The organism is Terrimonas sp., assembly GCF_003075435.1.
Classification (GTDB): Bacteria; Bacteroidota; Bacteroidia; order Chitinophagales; family Chitinophagaceae; genus Agriterribacter.
Window position 1 is genome coordinate 1 of record NZ_QCZJ01000021.1, and the last position, 26,243, is coordinate 26,243.

Annotated in this window: 25 protein-coding genes; 13 read left to right on the forward strand and 12 right to left on the reverse strand. The window is 39.4% G+C overall.

Annotation, left to right across the window (positions count from 1 at the left end):
* Positions 1 to 128: 128 nt before the first annotated feature.
* Entirely contained in the window at positions 129 to 1,136 is a 1,008-nt protein-coding gene (locus DC498_RS19130) for a LuxE/PaaK family acyltransferase (RefSeq protein ID WP_240628051.1), read from the reverse strand.
* Between the two features lie 36 nt (positions 1,137 to 1,172).
* Here DC498_RS19130 and DC498_RS19135 point away from each other — a divergent pair, with 36 nt between their 5' ends.
* The 7 genes from DC498_RS19135 (at position 1,173) to DC498_RS19160 (ending at position 8,077) form a co-directional block, all read left to right on the forward strand.
* On the forward strand, positions 1,173 to 1,643 hold the full coding sequence (locus tag DC498_RS19135) for a hypothetical protein (protein ID WP_116875767.1): 471 nt from the start codon (positions 1,173 to 1,175) through the stop codon (positions 1,641 to 1,643).
* A 136-nt stretch (positions 1,644 to 1,779) separates the two neighbouring features.
* Positions 1,780 to 2,889 (forward strand): M42 family metallopeptidase, encoded by a 1,110-nt coding sequence (locus tag DC498_RS19140; protein WP_116875768.1) that lies wholly within the window; start codon positions 1,780 to 1,782, stop codon positions 2,887 to 2,889.
* A gap of 2 nt (positions 2,890 to 2,891) precedes the next feature.
* On the forward strand, positions 2,892 to 3,065 hold the full coding sequence (locus DC498_RS26230) for a hypothetical protein (protein ID WP_165813900.1): 174 nt from the start codon (positions 2,892 to 2,894) through the stop codon (positions 3,063 to 3,065).
* Complete coding sequence (locus DC498_RS19145) at positions 3,058 to 4,431, forward strand: SAM-dependent methyltransferase (protein ID WP_116875769.1); 1,374 nt, start codon at positions 3,058 to 3,060, stop codon at positions 4,429 to 4,431. The genes DC498_RS26230 and DC498_RS19145 overlap by 8 nt, the downstream gene beginning before the upstream one ends.
* A 9-nt stretch (positions 4,432 to 4,440) precedes the next feature.
* Entirely contained in the window at positions 4,441 to 5,934 is a 1,494-nt protein-coding gene (locus tag DC498_RS19150; protein WP_133176907.1) for a sulfatase-like hydrolase/transferase, read from the forward strand.
* Positions 5,935 to 5,951: 17 nt separating this feature from the next.
* Positions 5,952 to 7,559, forward strand: a complete 1,608-nt coding sequence (locus tag DC498_RS19155; RefSeq protein WP_116875771.1) for a hypothetical protein — start codon at positions 5,952 to 5,954, stop codon at positions 7,557 to 7,559.
* A gap of 101 nt (positions 7,560 to 7,660) precedes the next feature.
* Positions 7,661 to 8,077 (forward strand): SRPBCC family protein, encoded by a 417-nt coding sequence (locus DC498_RS19160; protein WP_116875846.1) that lies wholly within the window; start codon positions 7,661 to 7,663, stop codon positions 8,075 to 8,077.
* Between the two features lie 81 nt (positions 8,078 to 8,158).
* Here the strand turns inward: DC498_RS19160 and DC498_RS19165 are convergent, their stop codons facing one another.
* Complete coding sequence (locus DC498_RS19165; RefSeq protein ID WP_116875772.1) at positions 8,159 to 9,169, reverse strand: hypothetical protein; 1,011 nt, start codon at positions 9,167 to 9,169, stop codon at positions 8,159 to 8,161.
* Between the two features lie 133 nt (positions 9,170 to 9,302).
* On the opposite strand from DC498_RS19165, the gene DC498_RS19170 reads away from it, so the two are divergent.
* From DC498_RS19170 to DC498_RS19190, 5 genes are all read left to right on the forward strand, one after another.
* A complete protein-coding gene (locus tag DC498_RS19170; protein WP_116875773.1) occupies positions 9,303 to 10,250 on the forward strand; it encodes a 3-keto-disaccharide hydrolase in 948 nt (315 codons plus the stop codon).
* A 60-nt stretch (positions 10,251 to 10,310) separates the two neighbouring features.
* Positions 10,311 to 12,620, forward strand: coding sequence for a GH92 family glycosyl hydrolase (locus DC498_RS19175; protein ID WP_116875774.1), 2,310 nt, complete (start codon positions 10,311 to 10,313; stop codon positions 12,618 to 12,620).
* Positions 12,621 to 12,741: 121 nt separating this feature from the next.
* Positions 12,742 to 14,190 carry a Gfo/Idh/MocA family protein gene (locus DC498_RS19180; protein WP_116875775.1) on the forward strand — a complete coding sequence of 483 codons (1,449 nt, stop codon included), beginning with the start codon at positions 12,742 to 12,744 and terminating at the stop codon, positions 14,188 to 14,190.
* A gap of 275 nt (positions 14,191 to 14,465) precedes the next feature.
* Positions 14,466 to 16,085, forward strand: a complete 1,620-nt coding sequence (locus tag DC498_RS19185; protein WP_116875776.1) for a hypothetical protein — start codon at positions 14,466 to 14,468, stop codon at positions 16,083 to 16,085.
* Positions 16,086 to 16,264: 179 nt separating this feature from the next.
* On the forward strand, positions 16,265 to 16,444 hold the full coding sequence (locus DC498_RS19190) for a hypothetical protein (protein ID WP_116875777.1): 180 nt from the start codon (positions 16,265 to 16,267) through the stop codon (positions 16,442 to 16,444).
* Positions 16,445 to 16,563: 119 nt separating this feature from the next.
* Here DC498_RS19190 and DC498_RS19195 read toward each other — a convergent pair whose 3' ends face one another.
* The 3 genes from DC498_RS19195 to DC498_RS19200 all read right to left on the reverse strand — a co-directional run bounded on the left by DC498_RS19195 (position 16,564) and on the right by DC498_RS19200 (position 18,250).
* A complete protein-coding gene (locus tag DC498_RS19195; RefSeq protein WP_116875778.1) occupies positions 16,564 to 17,550 on the reverse strand; it encodes a c-type cytochrome in 987 nt (328 codons plus the stop codon).
* A gap of 214 nt (positions 17,551 to 17,764) precedes the next feature.
* Entirely contained in the window at positions 17,765 to 17,929 is a 165-nt protein-coding gene (locus DC498_RS26235) for a hypothetical protein (RefSeq protein WP_165813901.1), read from the reverse strand.
* A 36-nt stretch (positions 17,930 to 17,965) separates the two neighbouring features.
* Positions 17,966 to 18,250, reverse strand: a complete 285-nt coding sequence (locus DC498_RS19200) for a hypothetical protein (protein ID WP_133176908.1) — start codon at positions 18,248 to 18,250, stop codon at positions 17,966 to 17,968.
* Positions 18,251 to 18,642: 392 nt separating this feature from the next.
* Between DC498_RS19200 and DC498_RS19205 the strand changes: the two genes are divergently transcribed.
* Complete coding sequence (locus DC498_RS19205; RefSeq protein WP_116875780.1) at positions 18,643 to 19,845, forward strand: toll/interleukin-1 receptor domain-containing protein; 1,203 nt, start codon at positions 18,643 to 18,645, stop codon at positions 19,843 to 19,845.
* Positions 19,846 to 19,982: 137 nt separating this feature from the next.
* Here the strand turns inward: DC498_RS19205 and DC498_RS19210 are convergent, their stop codons facing one another.
* The 7 genes from DC498_RS19210 to DC498_RS19240 all read right to left on the reverse strand — a co-directional run bounded on the left by DC498_RS19210 (position 19,983) and on the right by DC498_RS19240 (position 26,148).
* Complete coding sequence (locus DC498_RS19210) at positions 19,983 to 20,294, reverse strand: iron-sulfur cluster assembly protein (protein WP_116875781.1); 312 nt, start codon at positions 20,292 to 20,294, stop codon at positions 19,983 to 19,985.
* Between the two features lie 116 nt (positions 20,295 to 20,410).
* Positions 20,411 to 20,833, reverse strand: coding sequence for a SufE family protein (locus DC498_RS19215; RefSeq protein WP_116875782.1), 423 nt, complete (start codon positions 20,831 to 20,833; stop codon positions 20,411 to 20,413).
* Positions 20,834 to 20,957: 124 nt separating this feature from the next.
* Complete coding sequence (locus DC498_RS19220; RefSeq protein ID WP_116875783.1) at positions 20,958 to 22,205, reverse strand: aminotransferase class V-fold PLP-dependent enzyme; 1,248 nt, start codon at positions 22,203 to 22,205, stop codon at positions 20,958 to 20,960.
* Entirely contained in the window at positions 22,192 to 23,490 is a 1,299-nt protein-coding gene (gene sufD, locus DC498_RS19225) for a Fe-S cluster assembly protein SufD (protein WP_116875784.1), read from the reverse strand. Before sufD ends, DC498_RS19220 begins: the two co-directional genes overlap by 14 nt.
* A 24-nt stretch (positions 23,491 to 23,514) precedes the next feature.
* Complete coding sequence (sufC, locus tag DC498_RS19230; protein ID WP_116875785.1) at positions 23,515 to 24,279, reverse strand: Fe-S cluster assembly ATPase SufC; 765 nt, start codon at positions 24,277 to 24,279, stop codon at positions 23,515 to 23,517.
* Between the two features lie 63 nt (positions 24,280 to 24,342).
* Complete coding sequence (gene sufB, locus DC498_RS19235; protein WP_116875786.1) at positions 24,343 to 25,791, reverse strand: Fe-S cluster assembly protein SufB; 1,449 nt, start codon at positions 25,789 to 25,791, stop codon at positions 24,343 to 24,345.
* A 30-nt stretch (positions 25,792 to 25,821) separates the two neighbouring features.
* On the reverse strand, positions 25,822 to 26,148 hold the full coding sequence (locus DC498_RS19240; protein WP_116875787.1) for a HesB/IscA family protein: 327 nt from the start codon (positions 26,146 to 26,148) through the stop codon (positions 25,822 to 25,824).
* Between the last annotated feature and the right edge of the window lie 95 nt (positions 26,149 to 26,243).

The window sequence follows — 26,243 nt, forward strand, 5'->3', positions numbered from 1 at the left end:
GCTGTAAATCAAATAAGTTTATAATAATCCACAATTAAAATGTGGATTGTAAAAAGAAAAAAAGTAACAAAAAAAAGAAAAAGGGTAATAGTAGTAATAGTGTCTACTTTTTTCAGGACATGACAATTTCACATCGCCATCAGGCTGCAGCCACGTATATCGCTGTTATCTATTCTGCCCAATACTTCAAAGCCGCCATCACTATATAATAAGCCCGCATCTTCTGTAGCAATAAAACTGCAGGAGTATATATTGGCAAGATCAATAACATTAACAGCGCCACGGGTTTTAGCGGCAGAAGGGGCAGGCATATGCATCGGATCTTCTTCATCCCTTATAAATATTTTCATCCATGGCGGACAATAAAAAATGCCTTCACCTTTTGAATATGCCTGCGAAAGCAGTTCTGTCATTCCATATTCGGAATGAATATGACTGACTGTAAAAGCATTTTTCAATTCATCGTGTACTTCCGCCCTTGTCATTTCTGTTCTCCGGCCTTTCATGCCGCCGGTTTCCATTATGATAGTATTTTTTAAAGGGATAGGAAATGCTTCCGCAAAATCCAGCAAGGCAAAGGTTACGCCTATAAGCAATGTTTTTTGTTTGTTGTTTTCCAGGTCAACCAGTGTATCAGCGAGCTTTTGTTGTTCGTATAAATAAAAACCACTTTGCGGGTGACCGGACTGCTTTATCAATTCATCCACCATCACCACCAGCGATGAATGTTGTCTTTCCAGGTAGGAGGGAAGTAATCCTATAATACAGTATCCGGAAGGATCTCCATAAAACTGTGCAAACCCTTTGCTGAAGCTTTGCGTATATATACCGGCATCTTTTACATAATGCCTGCTGGGTGTGGTTTGTGTGGTACCGCTGCTTTCAAAAAGCAGTTCGTAGCTGAACGCGGTAGTTTTGATTTCATGGGTTTTAAAAAACTGTATGGGCAGAAACGGAATATCGCTGATGGTATTGATTTGTTCAGGGTTACTGCTGGTAAGCGAAACAAACTGCCTGTAAATGCTGTTGTTTTCATACTGGAAGCGGAAAACATCCAGCGCAACGGTCTCAAATGCCGAAATGTTAAAATCAAATAAACCCTTTGCAATGTCGTTATATGATGAAATTTTATTCAACCGGAATATTTACATTTGTTTACTGAATACGGTGTTATGAAAATAAGGATAGCAATCATTTTGTTGATAGTAATAGTAGTTTCCTGCAGCAAAGATACATTCAATAGTAAACCTTCGCTTAAACTGAAAGAAACAAGTGGCGATTACGTACCTCTTGACGGTAATTATGGTGTTCAGTTTACCTTAGAATATACAGACGCAGAAGGTGATATTGCCGGAGTTCCTATTTATCTTCAGAAATTGTCTTCTTCTGCTCCCTGTGCAGATAATACCAAAGATCCTACTTACCTGGATAGCAGTTATACCCTGCCAGCTGATGTGCCGTTGAGCGCTAATCAAAAAGGAGCGATTGTTATAACTATTTCAGATTTGTTGCTCAACAGAATTGCCTGCGATCCTTTAGATACACTTGAGGATGCCACTTTTAAATTCTGGTTTAAAGACCAGGCAGGTAATGTGAGTGATACTGTTACTTCTCCTGTTATTAAGATTGAGAAGCAGCCGTAAGCGGCCATGTCATCATCAATGCTCCGGCTTTGCAGTGCCTGGTGTCCTTTCATTTTCAAATTCATTTCCACATTTTCACATTTCCACATTATTTTGTCCGGGTTTCTTACATTTGAAGCCATAATTCATTATATACATGGCTAAAAAATCTAAAGAAAAACAAAAATCAATTTTAAAAGACAGCTCCTATACTTTCCTAAAAAATTATCTCAACAATCCTTCTCCTGTTGGCTTTGAAAGCAGCGGGCAAAAAATATGGCTTGATTATATCAAACCTTATATCGACAGCAGCTTTGTTGACCCTTATGGCACTGCGGTTGGTATAATAAATCCTGATGAACCATTTAAAGTAGTTATAGAAGCTCATGCAGACGAAATAAGCTGGTTTGTAAATTATATTACCAATGACGGCTTGATTTACCTGAAGCGCAATGGGGGAGTAGACCACCAGATAGCGCCTGCAAAGCGTGTGATCATTCATGGAAAAAAAGGCGCGGTAAAAGCTGTTTTCGGTTGGCCTGCTATACATACACGTATAGGTGGTGGTGAAAAAGAAACACAACCTAAAGTAGAAAACCTGTTTTTAGATACGGGTGCAAGAAGCAAAAAGGAAGTAGAAGACCTTGGTATTCATATTGGTGCTGTGGTTACTTATGAAGAAGGGTTTGACGAACTGGCATACGGGTATTATATCGGCCGGGCAATGGATAACCGTATCGGCGGGTTTATGATTGCTGAAGTAGCCCGTTTACTTAAGGAAAATAAGAAGAAGCTTCCTTTCGGGTTGTATGTGGTAAATGCCGTGCAGGAGGAAATTGGTTTACGTGGGGCTGAAATGATAGCGAGGCGGATTAAACCTGATGTTGCCATCATTACGGATGTTACGCATGATACTACCACGCCAATGATCAATAAAATAATTGAAGGTGATATAGCCTGCGGCAAAGGTCCTTCTCTTGCATATGCGCCGGCAGTGCATAACAAACTGTTGCAGGTAGTACAGGATGTTGCGGCAGAAAATAAAATACCTGTACAGTTAAGAACATTGAGCCGCAGCACAGGTACTGATACCGATTCTTTTGCTTATGCCAATGATGGTTGCCCGTCAGTATTAATTTCTATTCCCCTGCGGTATATGCATACAACCGTTGAAATGCTGCACAAAAACGACGTGGAAAATACCATTAAGCTGATGTATGAAACGGTGCTGGCATTATCGCCCAAAACAAAATTGAGTTATCTTTAAATATGCTGAACAACTTGTTATACATTGATCCGGGAAGCGGAAGCTATCTTGTGCAGGTAATTGCGGCTGCTGTGCTCGGTGTTGCCTTTTATTTTAAAACTTTTGTTGCCTGGGTAAAATCATTCTTTGGTGGAAAAAAGAACGTTTCTGACAAAGAAGAGAAAATCAATGAATAATTTAAAAAAACATCCTTCTTCGTTCAGGGATCCTTCAGGTTTTGTATTTGAATATGAAGGAAAACTTTATCGGCAGGTTAATAAGCATTATGCTGATGATTATGATCTTTTGCTTTCCTCCGGTTTATATGACGAATTGTTAAAGGGAGGTAAGCTTATTGCTCATCAGGCATTACAGCAGAATTTAACAGGCAGTAATGACTGGTATGTTACATTACTACCCGAACAAATTCAGTTTATTTCATATCCATATGAATGGTGCTTTGACCAGCTAAAAGATGCAGCTTTACTAACACTTGATATTTTACAAATATCGTTAAAGCACGGAATGGTATTAAAAGATGCAACTCCTTTTAATGTGCAGTTCGTAAATGGTAAGCCAATTTTTATTGATACACTTTCTTTTGAAAAATACAATGATGCAGAACCATGGGTGGCGTACAGGCAATTTATAGAGTGCTTTATTGTGCCGCTTGTCCTTTCTTCGTACAAATCAACAGATTTTATCAGGCAATTACAGTTAAATCCTGATGGGTTACCAACATCATTTGCGGCTAAACTGTTACCTTTTAAAAGCCGTTTCAGGTTGTCGTTGTTTTTGCATATTTTTTTGCCCAGTAATATCAGTACCAGGAAAAAAAATGCTTCATCAGCCAGGCACACCTCTTTTTCAAAGCAAAAGATGCTCAATATTGTAGATGATTTGCAATCGCTTATTCGTACCCTCAAACCGCGCAGACTATATTCAGTATGGAATAATTATTATGAAGAAACCATTTTGAGTAATGATTATTTACAGGCAAAATCTATTCTTGTAACAAAATGGCTGAATGAGCTGCAAGGAAATATTGCTATTGATATAGGAACAAATACAGGCGCCTTTGCTGTTGATGCGTCCAGAAGATACAAAAATGTAATAGCTGTTGATACCGATGAACTTTGTATAGATGAACTGTATAAAAAATGTAAAACCGGGCGAAGGGAAAACATCTTACCCCTGTGGGTTGATATAACAAATCCTACTCCGGCTATAGGCTGGGCTAATGTGGAAAGAGCAGGTTTTATATCAAGGTTAAATGCTGACCTGGTTATGGCGTTGGCGGTTATACATCATCTGGTTATTGGCAGTAATATCCGGATGAAGCAGGTGGTGGATATCTTTAAGCATATCACCAACCTGCTGTTAATAGAATTTGTACCTGAAGAAGATCCCAAAGTAGCAGAAATGCTTGAGAGGCGGGCAGATATTTTTGATGAATATAACCAGCAACATTTTGAAACTTCTTTTTCAGAGGAATTCAATATTCTAAAAAAAGAAGTAATCAAATCATCGTCAAGAGTTATTTACTTAATGCAAAAGAAATAGCCTGTTATGTTGAAAAAAATTAAAACTGCTCCATTCCACCCCTTTTTACTTCCGTTTTTTTTTATACTTCATGTTTTAAATGAGTATTATGGTTTGATGAGTGCCGGAATAGTTTTTCAATATTTGGGCTACTATCTGCTTTTGAGCATTGTTTTGTTTGGAATTGGAAGAGCGTTGTTAAAATCCAATATAAAAGCAGCGCTGTTTTCAACTATACTTCTTGCCGTTTTCTTTTTCTGGGGAGTATTTCATGATTATATCAAAAGTTTGAGTATTCCCCGTTTTTTTACATCTTATTCTTTTCTGCTACCATTGTTTTTTATATTGCTTGTTATCTTATTTTTTGCAGTAAAAAGAACAAAATATTTAACCAGGGCTACTTTTTTTCTTAACCTGTTATTAATATTGATTATATCGCTTGATGTAATTCAGATTGCCGGCAAAGCATTTTCACGTACAGATATTAACGACCTGGCAGCACAGAATCCTCCGTTACCCGTAAAGCATGAGATAATAGCGGATTCTTTAAAGCCCGATATTTTTTTTATTGTATTTGATGAATATGCGAGCAGCCTGAGCCTTGAAAAATATTTTGGGTTTAATAACTACGCATTAGATTCAATGCTGAAGAGTAATGGATTTTATGTGGCAAAAAATTCAAGGAGTAATTATAATTCTACGCCATTGTCTGTATCAAGTACCTTTAATTTACAGTATCTCAATGAAATTCACGGAAACCTTAAGATTGGTGCAAAAGGATTTCAAAAAGGCTTTCATACACTCCATAATAGTTTTCTTCCGAAGTTTTTTAAATTAAATGGTTACAAGATTATTAGCAACGGCGTTTTCCCTGAATATGGTTTGGCACCACAAAAATTTGGAAAAGAATGGCAACAGACTGTACTTTTTAACCATTCACTTTTGGGAAGGATTAAAAACGATATCCTATGGAATTTTATTTTTTTATTTAAAAAAAAAATAAGCCCTGAAAACCAAGAAAGGGCATATAAACTTGAAGTAGAAAAGCATAAAGAAACAATTTTGAAGAAATTTCCCGATTTGATTAATGCGTTAAAAGTATCTAATGATACACCGAGGTTTATGTACGCTCATTTTCTTATTCCACATTTACCTTTTTGTCTTGACCGTGATGGAAATCCTCTTAAGCCTGATTCTAATAAGTTAACTCCATGGTATGGATATACAGAGCAAATATTATTCACTAATAAGTTAATAAAAGAAATAATGGCTGTGTCAAAATCTGAGAGTAACCGTCCCAGGATAGTAATTATTGAAGGTGATCATGGTTACCGGGGAAGTACGCCTCGAAAAGAATCTCGTGAAGCTCAATTTATGAATTTAAGCTCATTTTATTTTTCAGATGGAAATTACCAGCTTTTGTTTGACAGCATCAGCCCTATAAATACCTTTAGGATAGTATTAAATAAATATTTTCAACAACAATTACCAATACTAAAAGATACATCAATATTTGTATATTAAATAAGATACTGTTTTATATGTTAATTTTTCTGGTTAAAAATAGAATAGTTCTTTGTGGCTTTTTGAACGCTTTCTTTTTTTTTCTTTTTTTTCTTTTTTTAAAACCTCTTTATAGCAGCGGAGATGATGTTTTTTGCCTGTACTTTCTATCTGGTGGATTTGGCTTTGCTCCGACTGAGATAGTAAACTATAATCATGCACTTAATCCTATATTAACATTACCTGTAAAATATCTATTTGTTTTAGCACCCAATATTAACTGGTACACCTTATTGCTTATAATTTTTCATTTTATAGCAACAACAATAATATTTGTCCAAATAACCAATCAAATATCATACTGGAAAAGCGTATTGGCTTATATAGCTATATTTTGTGTAGTAGAAGGTCAGTTTCTAATTAATCTTAGCTTTTCAAATACTTCTATTGTTCTTACCTGGGCTGCTTTAATTTTGGGATTAACAATAATCCATGAGCAGGCTCCTATTCGGAAATATATTTTGTGCATTGCAATGTTTGTTTTTGCCTCTTTATTCAGAATCCATACGATGTTTCCTTTTATAGTGATTATTATCCCTTTTTTCTTTTTGAATAAGAATATTCATTTCTATAGAATATTTGGGCTTGCTTTAATTACTACAACTATTGTGTTTTCGCTTAATCGTTGGCATCAATATTATTATGAGAGAAATATTCCCGGATGGATTGGAAAAGAACAATACCAACAATCGCTTTATAAGTATTATAATAAGGAAGGTTTATATAATGTAAATGTGCAAAAATGGAAAATAGAAGCTGAACTTATTAAATATTCAATACATTTTGATTCAAATTTTCTTTCCTTAGAAAAATTAAACAAAATGTATGTTGATTTAAATGCTGAAAGCACCTTTTCAGACAGTTTTTTTGATTTTAATTCAATCAAATGGCTGTTGATTAATAACAGGATCTATTTTTTTGCTTTCATACTCTTTCTGATCTATGTACGCAATAAGCGATTGCAAGTTGTTTCGCTTCTTTCTTTTGTGTTATTATGTGGAGGCATTGTTTTCTTGCTTTTGAACATGAAGTTGCCAGCTTATATCATTCCTGGGGCTGTAGCAGTAATTTGCTTCTCGATTTTCTTGACTAATAGTAATGATTGGACTGGTTTAAGCCCATTAAGAAAATTGGTCCAAACACTGTTGATTCTTTTTTTAATTTTCTGGGGATGTGTAAGATTGTGTAAAGTAAGTTTGGACAATGAGCAAAAGAACAATCAATTTAAAAATGCATTTAACGAAATTGCAAAGCACAGATCTACACTGTTTTTAGTGCAAGATTTTGGATTTCCTTTTGATTATTTTTCTGTTTTTGATGTCCCTTCAAAATACCCACTTAATAATATAGTGTTAGCCTGGCAATTCCCCGAAGAGATGGGAATGAAAATATTACACTTAAATGGGCTGAAGAGTATTAAAGATATACCTTATTCAGATAAAGTTCTTTTTTGGGGTAAACCTGTTCAGGCGTTACTTGATTATTTTGAAATAACTACAGGAAAAAAATATTGCTTTTCAGAACCCCTGAAAGAATTTAAATATGGAGAAGTGAGAAGACTTGAAACATGTAAATTAATAAAATAAGCGCAGTCGTAAATTACCCTTTATTTGTCATTTTTCCACCCCTTCAATCATAGATCTGTGTAAGATATTTGTATTTTAAACACAAACAAAATCCTTCAATTATGCAAAAAGCGATGATAACAGTTGATAACACGATCAATGCTCCAATTGAAAAAGTATGGCAATACTGGAACACACCTGAACATATTACAAAATGGTGTGCAGCTTCAGATGACTGGCATGCGCCTTCAGCAGCCAATGATTTGCGCACCGGTGGAAAATTTACAACCCGGATGGAAGCCAAGGATGGTAGTTTCGGTTTTGATTTTGGTGGGGAATATGATGTGGTTAAACCGCTTGAATATATTGAGTATACAATGGCAGATGGAAGAAAAGTAAAAATTGATTTTTCTGTTGATGGGTCGAGCACCAGAGTGGTGGAAAATTTTGACGCGGAAACTGAAAATCCGGTTGAAATGCAAAGAGCCGGCTGGCAGGCGATATTGGATAATTTCAAAAAATATACTGAACAAAACTAATGGTATTTGAAGCGCTATAAGTTGTATTCTTACATGGAGGGCGAGATGATAAAAGTGCGATGCTGCCGTTTGCCTTCACTGCTAATTTTTGTTATCTATTTGGCTGATATACAGCAATGTTGAACGGTAAGGTCGCCTGCGTGTATACTTATCGTTAATCACAAAATAACCGTTTTTATACTTTGCTATACCTTCCCAGTTATAACCCCGGTACTCAACCGGAAATTCCCATAAGGGCTTCCAGGTGAAGCCTTTTTTGTTGTATTGTAATGTTATTAATCTTGAATAATCTTCATATACTCCATTTTTTTTAATGAGCTTATTGTTAATGCTGTCTTTGCCGGCAACCCTGTATATGGTATCGCCGCCCTCTCCTTTGTAAAATACGTTTAACGCTGTAAAACTATTTTTACCGGCAGGAGTAATATCTGTTATTCTGAAAGGCAGTTCCTGCATTGGCATAGGATCTATAGCGGCTGTTGATAAAGATGGATTGGTTGTATAAGCAAAGTTACCGGCAAAAGAATTATACTCAAAAAACAGCATCAGCTTTTTCCTGAACAGCATCATGCTTTCAAAAGACGCGTTGTATATATGGCTGCCATCTGGCTGTAACGGCTTTGCAACAGGTAAAAATGTTGTACTTAAATAAATGGTATTGTCTTTCAGCCTGCCTTTTAAGATATACGCGAGGGGAGAGGGTGTGTTTGTTTCAACAGAAAGATAAACCATATCATCTTTTATTACAAATGCTTCCAGTCCTTCATAATCCTGGTTTGCCTGTTTCATTATCGCAGCAAGTGTGTCCAGCCCGTAAATCATGATCTTTTCAAATGATGGCTGATAACCAGTGTCTTTAACGGCGCGGTCAAGCTCATGTAAAGGGATAGTGTATATAACCGCTTCTCTTTTGTCCTGTATACGGCATTCGGAAAGCAGGTATAATTTTTTCCCGGAAACCTGCAACCCGGAAAACTGGTTGTCATAATAAGCAATTGCTTCCGGCAGTTTTATAGTATGAATATCAAATGAAGTTGTTTGAGCCTGTGCGCTGCAAACTAATAATATTGTCGTAAGAAATAAAAGCCGCATAGTATGATCGTAACGTTGTTTTTAATCGCAAAGAAACACATATTTACCTGAATAGCTCCGCCCTTAAGGGCGGAGCTATTCAGGTTTTTGTTTGTACATTCGCTCCTATTATATTATATTCCAAATTATTTTCATGAAAAAAATGCATCAGCTTTGCCGCCGCCTTGTATTATTGGTTGCAGCCATGTTCTCATTGTTACAGTTAATGGCGAATAATGCCGACCTGGCTATACAGGGTAAATGGGATTTAACTATTATGGTAGATGGTAAACCATCTCCTTCCTGGCTTGAAGTATATCACTCCGGTAATAAATGGCTGGTAGGCCAGTATGTAGGCATTACAGGCAGCGCAAGACCTGTATCCAAAATTAATTTTAAGGATGGAAAAATGAGCTTTACCATACCACCACAATGGGAAGAAGAAGAAAACGATGTGGTATTTGAAGCAACATTGAAAGATGATGTATTAACAGGCACTGTGGTAGCTGCAAATGGTAAAACCTATGAATGGAAAGGTGTGCGTGCTCCATTATTGCTCAGAGCATCTGCGCCTGTATGGGGAAAGCCCGTTAAACTGTTTAACGGAAAAGACCTTGCGGGCTGGAAAGCTGTAGGCAGGGAAAATCAATGGCAGGTTATTAATGGTATTTTAACAAGCCCCCGCTCCGGCGCAAACCTGATAACAGAACAAAAGTTCAATGATTTTAAATTACATATTGAATTTAGATGTCCGAAAGGAAGCAATAGCGGTATTTATCTGCGCGGAAGATATGAAGTACAGATAATGGATAGTAAAGGAGAAGTGCCGCAGAAAGATCTGTTGAGTGCTATATACGGTTTTATAACGCCAAACGAAATGGCTGCTAAAGAAGCCGGCGAATGGCAATCTTATGATATTACGCTTGAGGGCAGGGTTGTTACTGTTGTACTGAATGGTAAAACCGTTATTTGCCGTGTTCCAATCCCCGGTATTACCGGCGGCGCATTAGATAGCAATGAAGGAGAGCCTGGTCCGATCTATATACAGGGTGATCACGGTCCTATTGAATACAGGAATATAGTTATTACACCTGCAAAATAAAGCGCTGGTTATAAAGGCGTATCAAACCAGTTAATATATTTTAAATCTAAAAAAGCTATAATGATCTCCTGTAAAAAACTATTCGCCGGCTTACTGATTTGCTGCTCGGCAAATGTGTCCGCGCAAATGGTAACAAAAGTCACGGATCCTGTTGACTGGGTTAACCCTTTAATGGGGACGGATTCAAAACACAGTCTTTCTAACGGTAATACATACCCGTCAATAGCATTGCCCTGGGGCATGAATATGTGGACGCCGCAAACCGGCAAAATGGGCGATGGCTGGCAATATCAATATTCGGCGGATAAAATAAAAGGCTTTAAGCAAACACACCAGCCCTCCCCGTGGATGAACGATTACGGTCAATTCAGCATAATGCCTGTAACAGGTAAGCTGAGGATTAAAGAAGAAGAAAGAGAAAGCTGGTTCAGTCATAAAGCAGAAGAAGTTAAACCATACTATTACAGTGTGTACCTGGCAGATCATGATGTGACTACAGAAATTACACCAACAGAAAGAGCTGCTGCTTTCCGGTTTACATTTCCACAAACGGATGGAGCATATGTTGTGGTTGATGCTTTTGACAAAGGTTCTTATGTTAAGGTGATCCCTGCCGAGCGTAAAATAGTGGGTTATTCCACAAGAAACAGCAAAGGTGTACCTGAAAATTTTAAAAATTATTTTGTAATTGTTTTTGATAAACCTTTTGCCAATGCAGGTATTTTCAGCGGCGACAGTCTTGACCTTACAAAACTTGAAATGCAATCAGCACATGCCGGGGCGGTTGTTGGATTTAAGATATTCAAAAAAGGCGAACAGGTAAATGCGAAAGTGGCTTCGTCTTTTATCAGTCCCGAACAGGCAGAACTTAATCTGAAAGAAATTGGCGATAATAGTTTTGAAGTAACCAGGAAAAAAGCGAGAGATATATGGAATGAAACCCTTGGAAAGATCATTGTTGAAGGCGGCACTATTGACCAGGTACGCACTTTTTATTCTACGCTGTACAGAACTGTTTTCTTCCCCAACAAATTATATGAAAAAGACGCATCCGGTAATATAATACATTATAGTCCGCACAATGGCAAAGTGCTTCCGGGCTATATGTTTGGCGGCACAGGTTTTTGGGATACTTTCCGGGCGCTGTATCCTTTCCTGAACCTGGTGTATCCATCTATTAATAAAGAAATGCAGGCAGGATTGGTGAACGCATATAAAGAAAGCGGCTTTCTGCCGGAGTGGAGCAGCCCCGGCGCGAGAGCTGTAATGGTAGGTAATAATTCGGCTTCGGTTGTGTCAGACGCTTATATAAAAGGATTAAGAGATTACGATATAAATACTTTATATGAAGCCTTGCTGCATGGCGCAAATACAGAAGGTCCGAATGGCACAGGCAGGAGAGGGGTGGAGTATTATAACAAACTCGGTTATGTACCCTATGATGTAAAGATTAATGAGAATGCTGCAAGAACATTGGAATATGCGTATGATGATTTTACCATTTATCAATTAGGCAAGGCGCTTAATCGTCCTAAAGACGAATTACAGTTATATGCAAAGCGTTCACAGAACTACAGGAATCTTTTTGATAAGGAAACAAATTTGATGCGTGGCAAAAACCAGGATGGCAGTTTTGAAAAGCCATTCAACCCGTTTAAATGGGGCGATGCATTTACAGAGGGTAATAGCTGGCACTATTCATGGAGTGTGTTTCACGATATTAAGGGACTTTCTGATTTGATGGGCGGTAGAGAACAGTTTGTAAAAATGCTGGATTCTGTTTTCATAATGCCCCCGGTTTTTGATGATAGTTATTATGGCTTTGTTATTCATGAAATAAGGGAAATGCAGATAGCCAATATGGGGCAGTACGCGCATGGCAATCAGCCAATACAGCATATGGCGTATTTGTATAACTATGCCGGCGAGCCCTGGAAAACCCAATACTGGGTAAGAGAGATCATGAACCGTATGTACAAACCAACACCCGATGGCTATTGTGGTGATGAAGATAACGGGCAGACATCAGCGTGGTATGTATTTTCTGCCCTGGGATTTTACCCGGTATGTCCTGCCACTGATCAGTATGTATTGGGAGCTCCGTTATTTAAGAAAGCGGTAATAAAACTGGAAAACGGTAAAGAGTTCACTATTGATGCGCCTCAAAACAGTGACCAGGCCAGGTACATACAATCTGCCCAGCTGAATGGTAAAAACCTCGATCAAAACTGGATCGGTCATTTTGATATTCAGAAAGGGGGTAACTTTAACCTGGTAATGGGTATTAAGCCCAATACTGTTCGTTGTACCAAAGAGTCATGCTATCCTTATTCCTTTTCCGGCAGTGAAGATGCGGCTATATTAAAGTAATAGCCCATGGCTGACCGCAGATAGCTGACTGCTGATCGCTGACAGCCAATCGTCGCTTTACAATCTATTTACAACTTATTTAAACAGATATACTTACCTTAATGCTAAAATTTCAATAACGATGAGTAAGAAAGTCAAACAAAAGACAAACAATTCCCGCAGAAAATTTCTGCAAAATGCTTCCCTTGCCGCAGCAGGTTATTTTATAGTTCCCCGTCATGTACTGGGAAGAGGATATATAGCACCCAGTGATAAATTAAATATTGCCGGTATAGGCGCCGGCGGTAAAGGAGAAAGTGATCTGAAATCATTTGCTGAAAGTCCTAAAGTAAATATAGTAGCGCTATGCGATGTGGATGATCGTCAATCTGTAAAATCAAGACAAAATTTCCCTAAAGCCAATTATTACAAAGATTTCAGGGAAATGCTGGCTAAAGAAAAAAATAATATAGACGCATGTTCTATTTCTACTCCTGACCATACCCATGCCGTTGCAACATTAGCAGCTATGCAACTGGGCAAACATGTGTATACACAAAAGCCACTTACACACGATATTTATGAAGCCCGCATTCTTGCACAGGCTGCAAAAAAATATAAGGTTGTAACACAAATGGGTAACCAGGGTGGTTCCGGAGACGGTGTAAGAAGAATGAAAGAATTATATGATGCTGGTTTAATTGGTGATATTGTTGAAGCACAGGCATGGACTAACCGCCCGATATGGCCGCAAGGTGTTACCAAGCCAACAGGTACTTATCCTGTGCCCAGCGAGTTAGACTGGAACCTGTGGCAGGGAACTGCACCAAGAGAAGAATACAATCCTGCATACCTGCCGTTTAACTGGAGAGGCTGGTGGAATTATGGTACCGGCGCATTAGGTGATATGGCCTGCCATATTATGGATCCTATTTACCGCATTTTACCGATTGATTTCCCTTCTTCTGCCGAATGCAGCATTGCTAATCAATGGACGGGCATGAACCAGGAAGCTAATAATATAGCCAGTTGCCCTGTTTCCTCAATCATACATCTTGAATACCCGAGAAAAGATAAAAAAGGAACACTGAAAGTATCCTGGTATGATGGTGGTTTATTACCTAAACGTCCTGATGAATTAAAACCTGAAGAAGATTTTGGAAACTGGGATGGTGGTGTTTTATTCATAGGCACAAAAGGTAAGTTGTTGGCGGATTGCTATGGCGCTAATCCAAGACTATTACCATTGTCGAAAAATGATAGCGCTAAAGCTGTTAAAGAAACCATCAAACGTGTGCCTGAAGGTCACTACCTGCAATGGGTAAACGCTTGTATGGAAGGTTATGGCAAAGGCGTAACAAGCTCTCCATTTGAATATGCTGGTCCGTTTACAGAAAGTATATTGATGGGTAACCTTGCTATCAGGAGCGCTTTGTATACAGATCCAAATGTAAGCGGCTGGGGTAAAAATAAATTTACCGGGCGCAAGAAACTGTTGTGGGATGCGCAGAATATGAAGATCACGAACTTTGATGAAGCAAACCAGTTTGTAAAACGCCAGTATAGCGAAGGCTGGAGTCTTACATTATAATTGGTAATTGCCTTTAATTACAAATAACAGAGGGTTCATAGCAATATGAACCCTCTTCTTTTAAGCCTGCCTCAAGAGATTGATCAGTATCCCGGAAACGCCACAGCAGTATTGCCGGTTGGACGCTGCTCCCGGGTTTCTTTGCCTTTTACAACCTGTTTTTACCTGTTTGCACAATAACAGTAAGCCAGCATACGTATATAAATTTTATTATTTGTTTTACCTGAACCGGTTTCAATCCTGGTCTAAATTTTTACCATTAAAAATCCTGAAAGATGAAAAAAGGCTTTTTGTTATTCATCGTATATGCATCTGCACTTATTCCTTATATTTCTGATGCGCAGGATAATAAGCGCATAGATCCGGAGAAAAGACCGGTAAAAGATAAGATAAGTGTTTTTGTGGCAGGGGGCAGTTCATTTGCATCAGGCAATATGAAAGACAGCCTTTTTATACGCAATGGATGGAATATTGAAGCCGGCATTTACATACCATTCTTTTACAGCGACGCCCATAGCATTGAAACAAAAGCAGCAAATTATTTTACGGCAGGTATTGAAGCCGACATCAACTATGCGCAACATAAAGCAGATGGCGGCATGGCATCCTATACCAACGCTTTTCGTTTGCAGAACGGAACGATCAGTCCATCTTTCGAAGGAAGCACACCTTATGCCGGCTTATTCCAGGTACTGGTGGGACCCAGGTTTACATGGACTTTAGGAAAAGTGTCTGTTGCCCCTTCTGTATTATTGGGATATTTATCGTTGAACAGAAAAGGTTATATACTTTCTGATGCGGTTACAAATCCTAAGCAAAGTGAAGAGGGTAGAAATATTCCTTTCATTACCGCTGCCGGTTATTCCACATCCGGCTTTGTTGTAAAGCCGCAAATAACAATCGACTATTATCTTACCACAAAATTTTCTGTATTTGCCGGCGGAGCGATTTCCTTTGGACCACCTGTTCAGAACAGCATTACCTACTGGAAGCCCGAAGGAAAAGCAGCAGAAGATAATATGTACAGCTATGACCAGTTTATGAACGGGGAAACAAAAGCAGCAACATTCAGCAGCCGTTGGCAGGCCGCGTCTGTCAACCTGGGACTGCGCTATACCTGGATAAAAAATGCACCTGATAAAGAACGCAGCAGTAAAAAACAGAAAGCCACAGCACCGGCAAAACCCGGCGGCGCTGTTTCTTCATCGTATGCAGCGGGCAAAGCAGTATCGCCAAACCAGGAGAATAACACTCCGCAGGGCATCAGCACTGCCACAGATTTTAATACAACAAGAAGCAACCGTGACAACAGGATTTTAACCGATCCAGGCACAGACAATAAAACCGGTTCTGACAGCAGTATGCAAAACCGTCTCTCAATGACTCCAACCACAACCAGGCAAACACAGGGAAAAACTTTTGGAGAAAAAGTAGCACAAGGTATGGCAGTTAACAACCCATTGTATGAAGGAAATGGCACAGGAGGTAATAACCCGATATATGAACCTAAAAAACTGGCTATGCCCGGCAGTCCTATTGGCGGCATTGTTGTAAAGGGTGGAAAGAATCCTGGTGGCAATAATATCATCTTACAATCTGGCAATAATGGTGAAGTATTGTTGAACAACCTGGAAGCTGGGAATTATAGTTTTCAGCTCAGTTTGCCCGGTCAGTCAACAGGCAGCATTGCAGTAAAAGGGGGTAAAAATCCCGGTGAGGATTTTACGAGTCTTACGGTGAATAACAATGGGCAAATAGCCTTTGAAGTACTGGAACCAGGTAACTATAAACTCATCATACAAATTCCTGAAGCACCCGGCACAGAAAAGACAAAGAAAAAAGTAGTAGAGAAGGCAACCTCAGGTTTGAAGGATACATTAAAAACGAATGTTTGAGGGGAGGGTTAAAGGTTGAAGGCGTAAGGTGTAAGGTTCAGGTTCCAAATTTGAAACAGTTTTGAATTTTAGATACCTGAAACCTGCAACCACTTCTGAATGTTTAGTATATAATTAAAATTTTCTGGCAGGATTTTTTATCCTTCTATACATTATACATCATTTAAAACATTTGTTATATGCAAAAGAAAGGATTAGGCTTATTGATAGCTGCAGTAGCCGCATACAGTATTTACCGCATTGCTAAAATGTCTCCTGAAGAAAAAGCAGCTTTGAAAGAAAAGGGAAAAAAATTCCTGAAGGAAAATTTTGAGCTGGGAAATTTTTTCCCTGCAAAAACATCAGAACAGGCTGTTTAAAAATCTTTGACAAAGTCTGAAACAGGCAGCGGCCAGAAGGCAATATTACTATTGCTGTTGTGGCGATGCTTTATACTGATTGACCGTGCTTAATATTCAACAGAGCAGATCGCAGTAATTTATTTTGCAGGTAAGTGTACAGAAAATTTTTCTACCTGGTTGCTTACAGGCTTTACTGTTTTTAAATAGTGATAGATTGCTTTAAGGTCTTCTTCCGTCATGCCGCTGTACATTTTCCAGGGCATGATGGTGTTGAATTCGCCGGGTTTTACTACAGGCAGTTGGTAGCTGCTGTCTGCATACAGCCTGAATTTATTTATAAATATTTCTTCTGTCCATGTACCAATACCTGTGGCAGAATCTGGGGATATATTGGATGAGCGGAGCATACCGTCCGGCATATTAAATTCACGACCTCCGCCAAATGCAAGGGCTTCTATGATCTGTCCTTTTTTCACAGGTGTATGGCACTCAATGCAGGAAGCTGCATTTGCCATATACCTGCCATAAGCCAACTGGTCAGTCTTAGGCGGTAATTTTTGCAGATTGGCTTTAGCCGGTATGGTATTGATGATAAAATTCATCGGGAAATCGGCAACAGATTCCGGTACTGCGTTTTCAATGGGTGACAGCGAACGGATATAGGCAATGATGCATTGAATATCTTCTGCATCCATTTGTCCGTAATGGCTGTAAGGCATTACCGGGAACATAGCCCTGCCTTCTTTTGTAACACCTGTGGTTATGAGGCGAAAAAGTTCTCCGTCAGTATACCGGCTGATACCGGCAGGAGTAATATTCTTTGAATAAAAAACACCCGGAAAACCTGCCTGCTGATCAAAGCGTTCTCCGCCTTTACCCAGCGTACCTTCTACCAAAGGCCCGGAAAACCTTGACCAGTCGCGGGTAGAATGGCAATCCGTGCAAACCGTTACATGATTAGCGAGGTATTTTCCACGCTCTATTTTTTCAGGAGTATACGTGATGGTAAGCTGAGTTGCATCACCAACATTAGGGAGTGCCGTTTTTACATATACCAGCAGGAGGAAGATGATCAGGACAATGCTTAATAATGCATAGCCAAGCACTTTAAATGCTTTTTTCATTATTACCGGTTTAGTGGATGAAGTGGGAGGAAGCAATTAAGGTGCTGATTCAAGTGGAAGTAAGAAACAAGATATTGCTTATTGTATAAAAAGAGAAGTGTTTGCCGAAGTTTTTTTTATGATAGCATTGCTTAATTATCCGAAGCGGTAAATAGTGTTGGTATGTTATGCCGGTTCAAAGAGCGAAGCAGCTTCGCAACCAAGTCCCTAAACTCTAACGTACCCTGATCAATTCATCTCTTTGGCGTTCTGGCAGATTCTGAATGTCAGTTATCTGAAGCTTTATACTGGTAGTTGATTCCAGCTTATCAAGCTTTTCGTCAATTGCAACGTCTTTCAATTTCCACATTGCGCCGGTTGCGGGATCAATGATAAGCATGCCAACTGCTCCTCCAATAAAAATGTTCGCGAAATACTATCCATTTATAGTCGTCCTGATTTCAATGATTTTCTCCTGGTAACCAGGTGCATTAATTTTTACGGTATATTTAGCCGGAACGAAATAGCCAGCTCCCGCTTTTAAATGAACAATCGCCTGTCTTTTTCCATTAAATACCTCCTTTCCATGCCGATCTAAAATGGAAATATTTGCTGCCGGAGGATCGGTCCTGATATGAACAGTGTTTTTGGATCCGGAAATAATAGTGGCGCAACTCGTAAGGAATAACATAAATGTAACAAACAAGGCAGGTGGTTTCATGTTTAAGTATTTTATAAAATTCATATTAGTAAATAAAGAAGTTGTTGTCAGGCATATAACGCCAGATTATCATTTATAGAGATTATTTTATCTGCAAAAATTTGCATAATACAATTCATTTGTTGTTCGCAATACATTCTGTCATCCGCTGCCTGGTAAATCCATTCAAAAAATTTTTATGCTGTTCAAATAATAATATGCTGGTTTTAAATTAAGGGTTCAGGCAAGAAGATATATAAGGATTGAAGGGAATAAATGTATACAATTCCATTGAATAGCAAAACATTGCGGCTTAAATATTTTGCTGAATATATCTGCTGTAAGAGTATATACTCATTCTTTCTTCAATCTTTCATTATTACGCCGTATATTTCCCTAACTATTATTCTGATATGCCTTTGAAAAAAATATTCTTCAGTTATTCCCGTCAGGACGGCAGCGATTTTTCATTGCGGCTGGCTACTGATTTGAAAGAACTCGGCTTCAATGTATGGATTGACCAGCAGGATATTCGCGCCGGCACTGAATGGGATCTTGAAGTAGAAAAGGCGCTTGAAACCTGTGATTGCCTTTTGTTTGTTGAAACGGAAAAATCTGTTATTTCCAATAATGTGCTGGATGAGGTATACTATGCACTCGGACAAAATAAAAAAGTAATTCCACTGATAGTGGTGGATAGCAAAACACCTTTCCGCATTCAACGTATACAGCATGTAGATTTTACAAGGGATTATGATAGGGGGTTAAAGAAGCTGATACAGGAATTGCAAAGTGCTGAGACCAGCATTTTTGTGGATACGCCGCAAATAATAGCTCCGAGAAAAACCTTCTTACAGCAATATGCTGGCTGGCTGCTTGCAGCGGCAGCGGTAATTGTAATAATAGTATCCGTATTCTGGTATAATACTGCAAACCGTAAAACCTTAGCCGGTGATAGTAAAAGCATAAGCGAAGAGAATGCGTCACAAGAGGAAACAGAGCATATTGCTGATAGTGCCATCGCCGTAACAGAACCGTCAACCACACGTGCTGCAAAAAAAATAATACCGGCAGAAGCTAACAACAAAACGTCAGATGCTGGTAATATATCCAGCAAATCCTCTGTAAAAGCATCTGTTATTGATTTTAATACGCTCGAAGGGGAATGGCAACTGAAGAGCCTGGATTTAAAAGCGCATTCTTCCGATGGTTACCTGAAAATTGAATCGGCTGGTGATAAAAAATTTAATATCAGGAGTGCCCTGCGTTTCTTTTACCTTAAACCAAAAGATACCGCTTACCTGAGCATTTTTAATGCTTTTGTAGGGTGTAAAAACTGCGTCTTGCAGCAAGAAATTAAACTGGCGGTTGAAGATATTGCCCTTGGCAGCCAGGTATATTCTATTCTTAAACACGACCAGGAAGGCGTTGGTAAAGCCGGAGATACCATCATGGACAGGGGCGGCAATAAATCAATAAGAGGAACGGCAGTATTGCGGTTTACAGATAATAATACAGCGCTGATTAAAATTACAAGAACAACGCCTGTTGAATTAGACGCCGGGTTGGTGGTAAAGCCTTTTGATTATCTGTTTACATTTAAAAAGATGGAATAGGAATAATTTGAAAATGAGAGAGCATGCGGGAATGAATTTGAGAACGGAAGAGTGTTTGCATTAATAATCACTTTTTGCAAAGCAGTATTGTGCATGACGTTTCTTTCCTTTGGGAAGGTTAGGATTTGAAGTTTTTTCTACAAAAACCCTAACTCCAGCTTTGCTTCTTCGCTCATCATGTCTTTAGTCCATGGTGGATCAAAAGTGAGGTGTACATGTACATCGGTTACGCCTTCCACAGACTCGGCTTTTTGCTGTACTTCGGCAATAATATCTCCTGCGACAGGGCAGGCAGGTGCGGTGAGTGTCATGGTAATTTTTACTTTGCCCGCTGCTTCGTCAACATCAAGCTTATATACTAACCCCAGTTCCCAAATATTTACGGGGATTTCCGGATCGTGTACGGTTTTTAAAACTTCTTCTATTTTATCTCTTAGTACTGGTTCCATGTTTTAAGTTTCACGCAAAGAGCGCAGAGAAAGCAAAGGTCGTAAATAAATCCTTTATGCAACTTTGAGCCATTGTAGTTCAAAAATCAAAAATCCCAAATCAGAAATTTCAAATGTTATATTTCTTTCGCCTGGTACGCAACCCCATACATTTTCATCTGTTTCAGCATACTCAGTAACCCATTTGAACGGGTAATGGACAGATGGCTTTTTAAACCTATCTCATCAATAAAGTAAATATCAGCGTTGGCAATGTCTCTGGGTGTTTGTCCTGATAACACTCTTACTACCATGCCCACCAAACCTTTGGTAATAACGGCATCACTATCTGCTGTGAAATATATTTTACCATTGTTATAATCTGCATGTAACCATACCCGTGACTGACAACCCCTGATGAGGTTTTCGTCTGTTTTATATTTAGGGTCAATCAATGGCAGGTCTTTGCCCATTTGAATGATATGCTCATATTTTTCATCCCAGTCGCTGAAAAAACTGAATTCTTCTATGATGTTATCCTGTTCTTCTTTAATCGTCATATTGAGAGGCAAAGTTAGGGGTTTTAGCTTTCAGCTATCAGCTGTCAGCTTTTTTGCAGGTTGTAGCAATGAGCAGCCGTAAGTTAATTATAAGCCTGTAGTTGGAGTACCCGAAACCAGAAACTTATTCCAGCATTCGCTTGGCTTTCTCAATCGCCCTTACCAGTTCATCTACTTCAGCTTTGGTATTGTAGCATGCAAAAGAGGCTCTTACCGTACCGGGAATATGGAATAGCTCCATCAGCGGCTGTGTACAATGGTGACCTGTTCTTACAGCGATGGATTGTTTATCCAATATCTCTCCTGTATCAAAAGGATGAATATTGCCGATAAGGAATGATATAGCGCCGGCCCTGTGCCTGGCATCGCCAATAAAACGGAGCGAAGGAATAGCCGCAAGCTTATCATATGCGTAGGCTATCAGCTCTTCTTCCCATTGCTGAATAGCGTGTATGCCTGCCTGTTGTATATAATCAACGGCGGAGCCTAATGCAATAGCACCTGATATATCCGGCGTGCCGGCTTCAAACTTAAAAGGTAATTCGTTGTAGGTAGTTTTGGCAAAAGTTACATGACTTATCATGTCGCCCCCACCTTCGTAAGGCGGCATATCGTTCAGCCATTTTTCTTTACCATATAAAATACCAATCCCTGTTGGACCATACATTTTATGACCGGAGAAGGCAAGAAAATCAACATCCAGTTCCTGCACATCAAGCGGCATATGCTGCACCGCCTGCGCACCATCCAGTAAAACAGGAATATTCAACGCATGTGCCTTCGCTATAATTTCTCTAACAGGGTTTACTGTACCTAAACTATTGGATACATAGGTAACCGCAACGATCTTTACCTTAGGTGTAAGCAATTTGTCAAACTCATTCATTTGCAGTTCACCCGCTTCATCTATTGGTATAACTTTCAGTACTGCATTCTTTTCTTCACAAATAATCTGCCAGGGCACAATATTGGAGTGATGCTCCATGGCGGAGATCAATACTTCATCTCCTTCTTTTAAAAATTTTCTGCCGTAGGTATATGCAACAAGGTTAATGCTGTTGGTTGTGCCTTTCGTAAAAATTACTTCATGGTCATGTTTAGCATTGATGAATGCGGCGATTTTTTTTCTCGCTGCTTCATACGCTTCTGTAGCCTGCTGGCTTAAGAGGTGTACACCACGGTGTACATTACTGTTATACTCCGTATAATATTTTTCAAGGGTTTGTAAAACCTGCAAAGGTTTTTGCGTGGTAGCGGCATTGTCAAGGTATATCAGTGGTTTACCGTAAACTTTTGTTTGAAGTATAGGAAAGTCTTTCCTGATACTTTCTACATCAAACACCTGGTCGGTTATGGTATCACTGTTGGTCATACGCTTCAGCCATTTTTTTTGTAATCAGTTTTTCAACATATTCCTGCACGGCCGGTATCTGTATTTTATTGGTAACATCAAATGCGAATGCATTAACCAATAAGTTTCTTGCAGCTGCTTCACCAATGCCTCTTGCTTTCAGATAAAATAGCGCTTCATTATTAAAATTGCCCACGGTTGAACCATGACTGCATTTTACATCATCAGCAAAAATCTCCAACTGTGGCTTAGAATCAATAATGGCGTTATTGCTCAGCAGCATATTATTGTTTTGCTGGAAGGCGTTGGTTTTTTGCGCATCCTGCTGCACAAATATTTTACCGTTAAATACCGCTCTTGAATCTTTCATTAATACACCTTTATACAATTCATTGCTGAAGCAATGTGGGTTAAGGTGATTAACGCAGGTATGATTATCGGTTAACTGGCCTGGCCCGGTAAGATACAGACCATATAAATGGCTTTCTGTATTGGTTCCGTTCAAATCAAGATGAAGATTGTTGCGGAAAAGTAAACCTCCCGGTAACGTATAAGTGTAATTATTAAACAGGCTGTCGGCTTTTTGCACAGCCTGGTAAAAATTAATCCAGCGTACATTTCCCGGGGTAGTCTGCAGTATATAGTGATCTGCCTGCGCGTTCTCAGCTACATAACATTCTGTAACGCTGTTAATAAAAATCGGGCTTTCACCAATGATCAGTAAAGATTCCACCACCTGTAATTTGCTGCCCTTGTTAGCGATGATCAACAGCCTGGGTTGTACAAAAACGGGTTCAGCGGCATTATATATATGGGTAATGTGAATGGGCTTATCAACAATGCTGTTTTTATCTGCTTCAATCACAATACCATGTTCAAACATAGCGGTATTCAACGCTGCCATTGGTTGGGCGTTGAGTGAGATATGCTTTGACAAATAATCTTTAAAGCGATCATTTTTCAACGCGGTGCGGAGTGGGGATATGGTTACACCGGGAATATTAACATCTTCATTCAGCATACCGTTCTTCAGCACAATTTCATGCGCGTCAAGATGTGGTATATTAGCGGTTTTCTTTGTGCTGAGTAAGGAAGCTTCACCTGGGGATAACAGGAAATCGTCTTTTAAAAACGGGGCTATATTCGTAAAGCGCCAGTCTTCCTGTTTTGTTGTAGGAAAACCATTGCGTGCAAACGCTTTAAACGCGTCTTCGCGCAGGGCTGTTAACCAGGGACTTTCCGTATCGTTTCTTTTTTCTTTGTATAAAGAAGTTAACTGGTCGTATAGTGATGTTGTAGTAATCATGTGAATATTGTAATGCTTTAATCATCAAACCGAGGCCGTGGTAACAGGTTCTTTAATCCAGTCGTAGCCTTTCTCTTCCAGCTCCAGCGCCAGTTCTTTGGTGCCGGATTTTACTATTCTCCCATCATACAATACGTGAACAAAATCAGGAACTATATACTCCAGCAAACGCTGGTAGTGCGTAATCACAATAAATGCGTTTTTATCAGAGCGGAGTTTATTTACGCCGTTTGATACAATGCGCAGCGCGTCAATATCCAGTCCTGAATCCGTTTCATCCAAAATAGAAAGCTTAGGATTGAGCATTGCCAGCTGGAAAATCTCGTTTCTCTTTTTCTCACCGCCTGAAAAGCCTTCGTTCAACGAACGGTTGGTCAGTTTTGCATCAAACTCCACCAGCTTTTGTTTTTCTCTTGTAAGCTTTAAAAACTCTTTTGCTTCAATAGGCGGCTCATTATGGTACGCTCTTATTTCGTTTAATGCCGTGCGCAAAAAGTTTATGTTAGATACACCCGGTATTTCAATAGGGTATTGAAATGCCAGGAACAAACCTTCTCTTGCCCTGTCTTCAGGCGACATATCCAAAAGGTCTTTACCATCGAAGCTTACTTCGCCACCGGTTACTTCGTAATTTTCCCTTCCCGCCAGTACAGAAGCAAGAGAGCTTTTGCCTGAGCCGTTGGGTCCCATAATTGCATGTACTTCTCCTGGGTTTACCTGCAGGTTGATACCTTTTAATATCTGCTTATCCTCAACTGACGCCTGTAGATTTTTAATGTCTAGTAACATAATACTGTGCTGTGTTTCTTTTGTCTTTATCCTTTCTTTAGATAAATGATTGGTTTATATTTTTTAGCCAACGCTGCCTTCCAGTGAAATAGAAAGCAACTTCTGCGCTTCAACCGCAAACTCCATTGGCAGTTGGTTTAATACTTCTTTTGCATAGCCATTCACTATCAGTGCCACCGCTTTTTCCGTATCAATGCCTCTCTGGTTCAAATAGAATATCTGGTCTTCTCCAATTTTTGAAGTGGTAGCTTCGTGTTCTATAGTTGCCGTGCTATTCTTTGATTCGATATATGGAAAAGTGTGTGCTCCGCAACGATCGCCGATCAGTAAAGAATCGCATTGCGTAAAATTTCTCGCATGCTCTGCTTTAGCACTTACCTGCACCAATCCGCGATAGCTGTTTTGTCCCTCGCCTGCCGAAATACCTTTTGAAATAATACGGCTCTTAGTGCCTTTACCTATATGAAACATTTTGGTGCCGGTATCTGCGATCTGCTTATTTTTTGTAACGGCAACGGAGTAAAACTCGCCGGAAGAATAATCGCCCTGCAAAATCACGCTCGGGTATTTCCAGGTGATAGAAGAGCCGGTCTCAACCTGCGTCCATGAAATTTTTGCATGAGCGCCACGGCAAACGCCGCGTTTGGTTACAAAGTTGTATATGCCGCCATTGCCATCTTTATCGCCGGGATACCAGTTTTGTACTGTACTGTATTTAATCTCCGCGTTTTCCATCGCTATCAGCTCAACCACCGCGGCGTGCAGTTGGTTTTCATCTCTTTTCGGCGCAGTGCAACCTTCAAGATAGCTAACATAGCTTCCTTCATCTGCTACAATCAATGTACGCTCGAACTGCCCGGTATTTTGGGTGTTGATTCTGAAATAGGTAGATAATTCCATCGGGCAACGAACGCCTTTGGGAATATATACAAATGAACCGTCTGAAAAAACAGCGGCATTCAATGCGGCGTATAAATTATCGGAATGCGGAACAACCGTGCCGAGATATTTCTGCACCAGTTCAGGATGTTCTTTTACCGCTTCGCTGATGGAGCAGAAAATAATACCGTGTTCTTTTAAAGTTTCTTTATACGTGGTAGCAACAGATACGCTGTCGAATACAGCGTCTACTGCTACGCCTGCCAATACTTTTTGTTCTGAAAGTGGAATACCCAGTTTTTCAAATGTGGCGATGAGTTCAGGATCAACCTCATCCAGGCTTTTATACTTTGCGCCTGATTTTGGTGCGGCATAATATGAAATGTCCTGGAAATCAACCTTAGGCAATTCAAAATTCTGCCAGTGTGGTTCAGGTTGTTTAAGGAAAGACTGGTATGCTTTCAAACGCCAGTCGAGCAACCATTGTGGCTCACTTTTCTTGTTAGAGATAAAATGGATGGTTTCCTCACTTAATCCTTTGGGTGCAACCTCCATTTCTATATCCGTTACGAAACCAAATTCGTATTCCTTATTACTGTACTCCTCTAAAATATCGTCGCTCTTATTAGACATAATTGTTATGTATATATTAAAGACCTCTAACTAAACTGAAAAACTTTCACCGCAACTACATGTTCTGGTAGCATTGGGGTTGTTGAAAGTCAACCCTTTACCATTCAATCCGCCTGAATAATCCAGTTCTGTACCATAGAGATATAAAAGACTTTTCATATCTACTACTATTTTGATGCCTTTGTCTTCAAAAATTTCGTCACCGGCTTTGGTTTCATTGTCAAAGCTCAGTTTATATTCCAACCCGGAGCAGCCGCCACCTTTTACGCCTACACGCACAAAGCTGTTCCCGTCACTTTTTTCCTGCGCCAGCAGGTTATTGATATACTCCTTAGCAGAAGCTGAAACCGTAATCATAATGCTACATTTAAACTATCGGCAAAATTACGATTTTAGGTGATAAGATTATGTTACCTAACCTTAAAAGGTAGAAATATAGGGGAAAGGGGTAT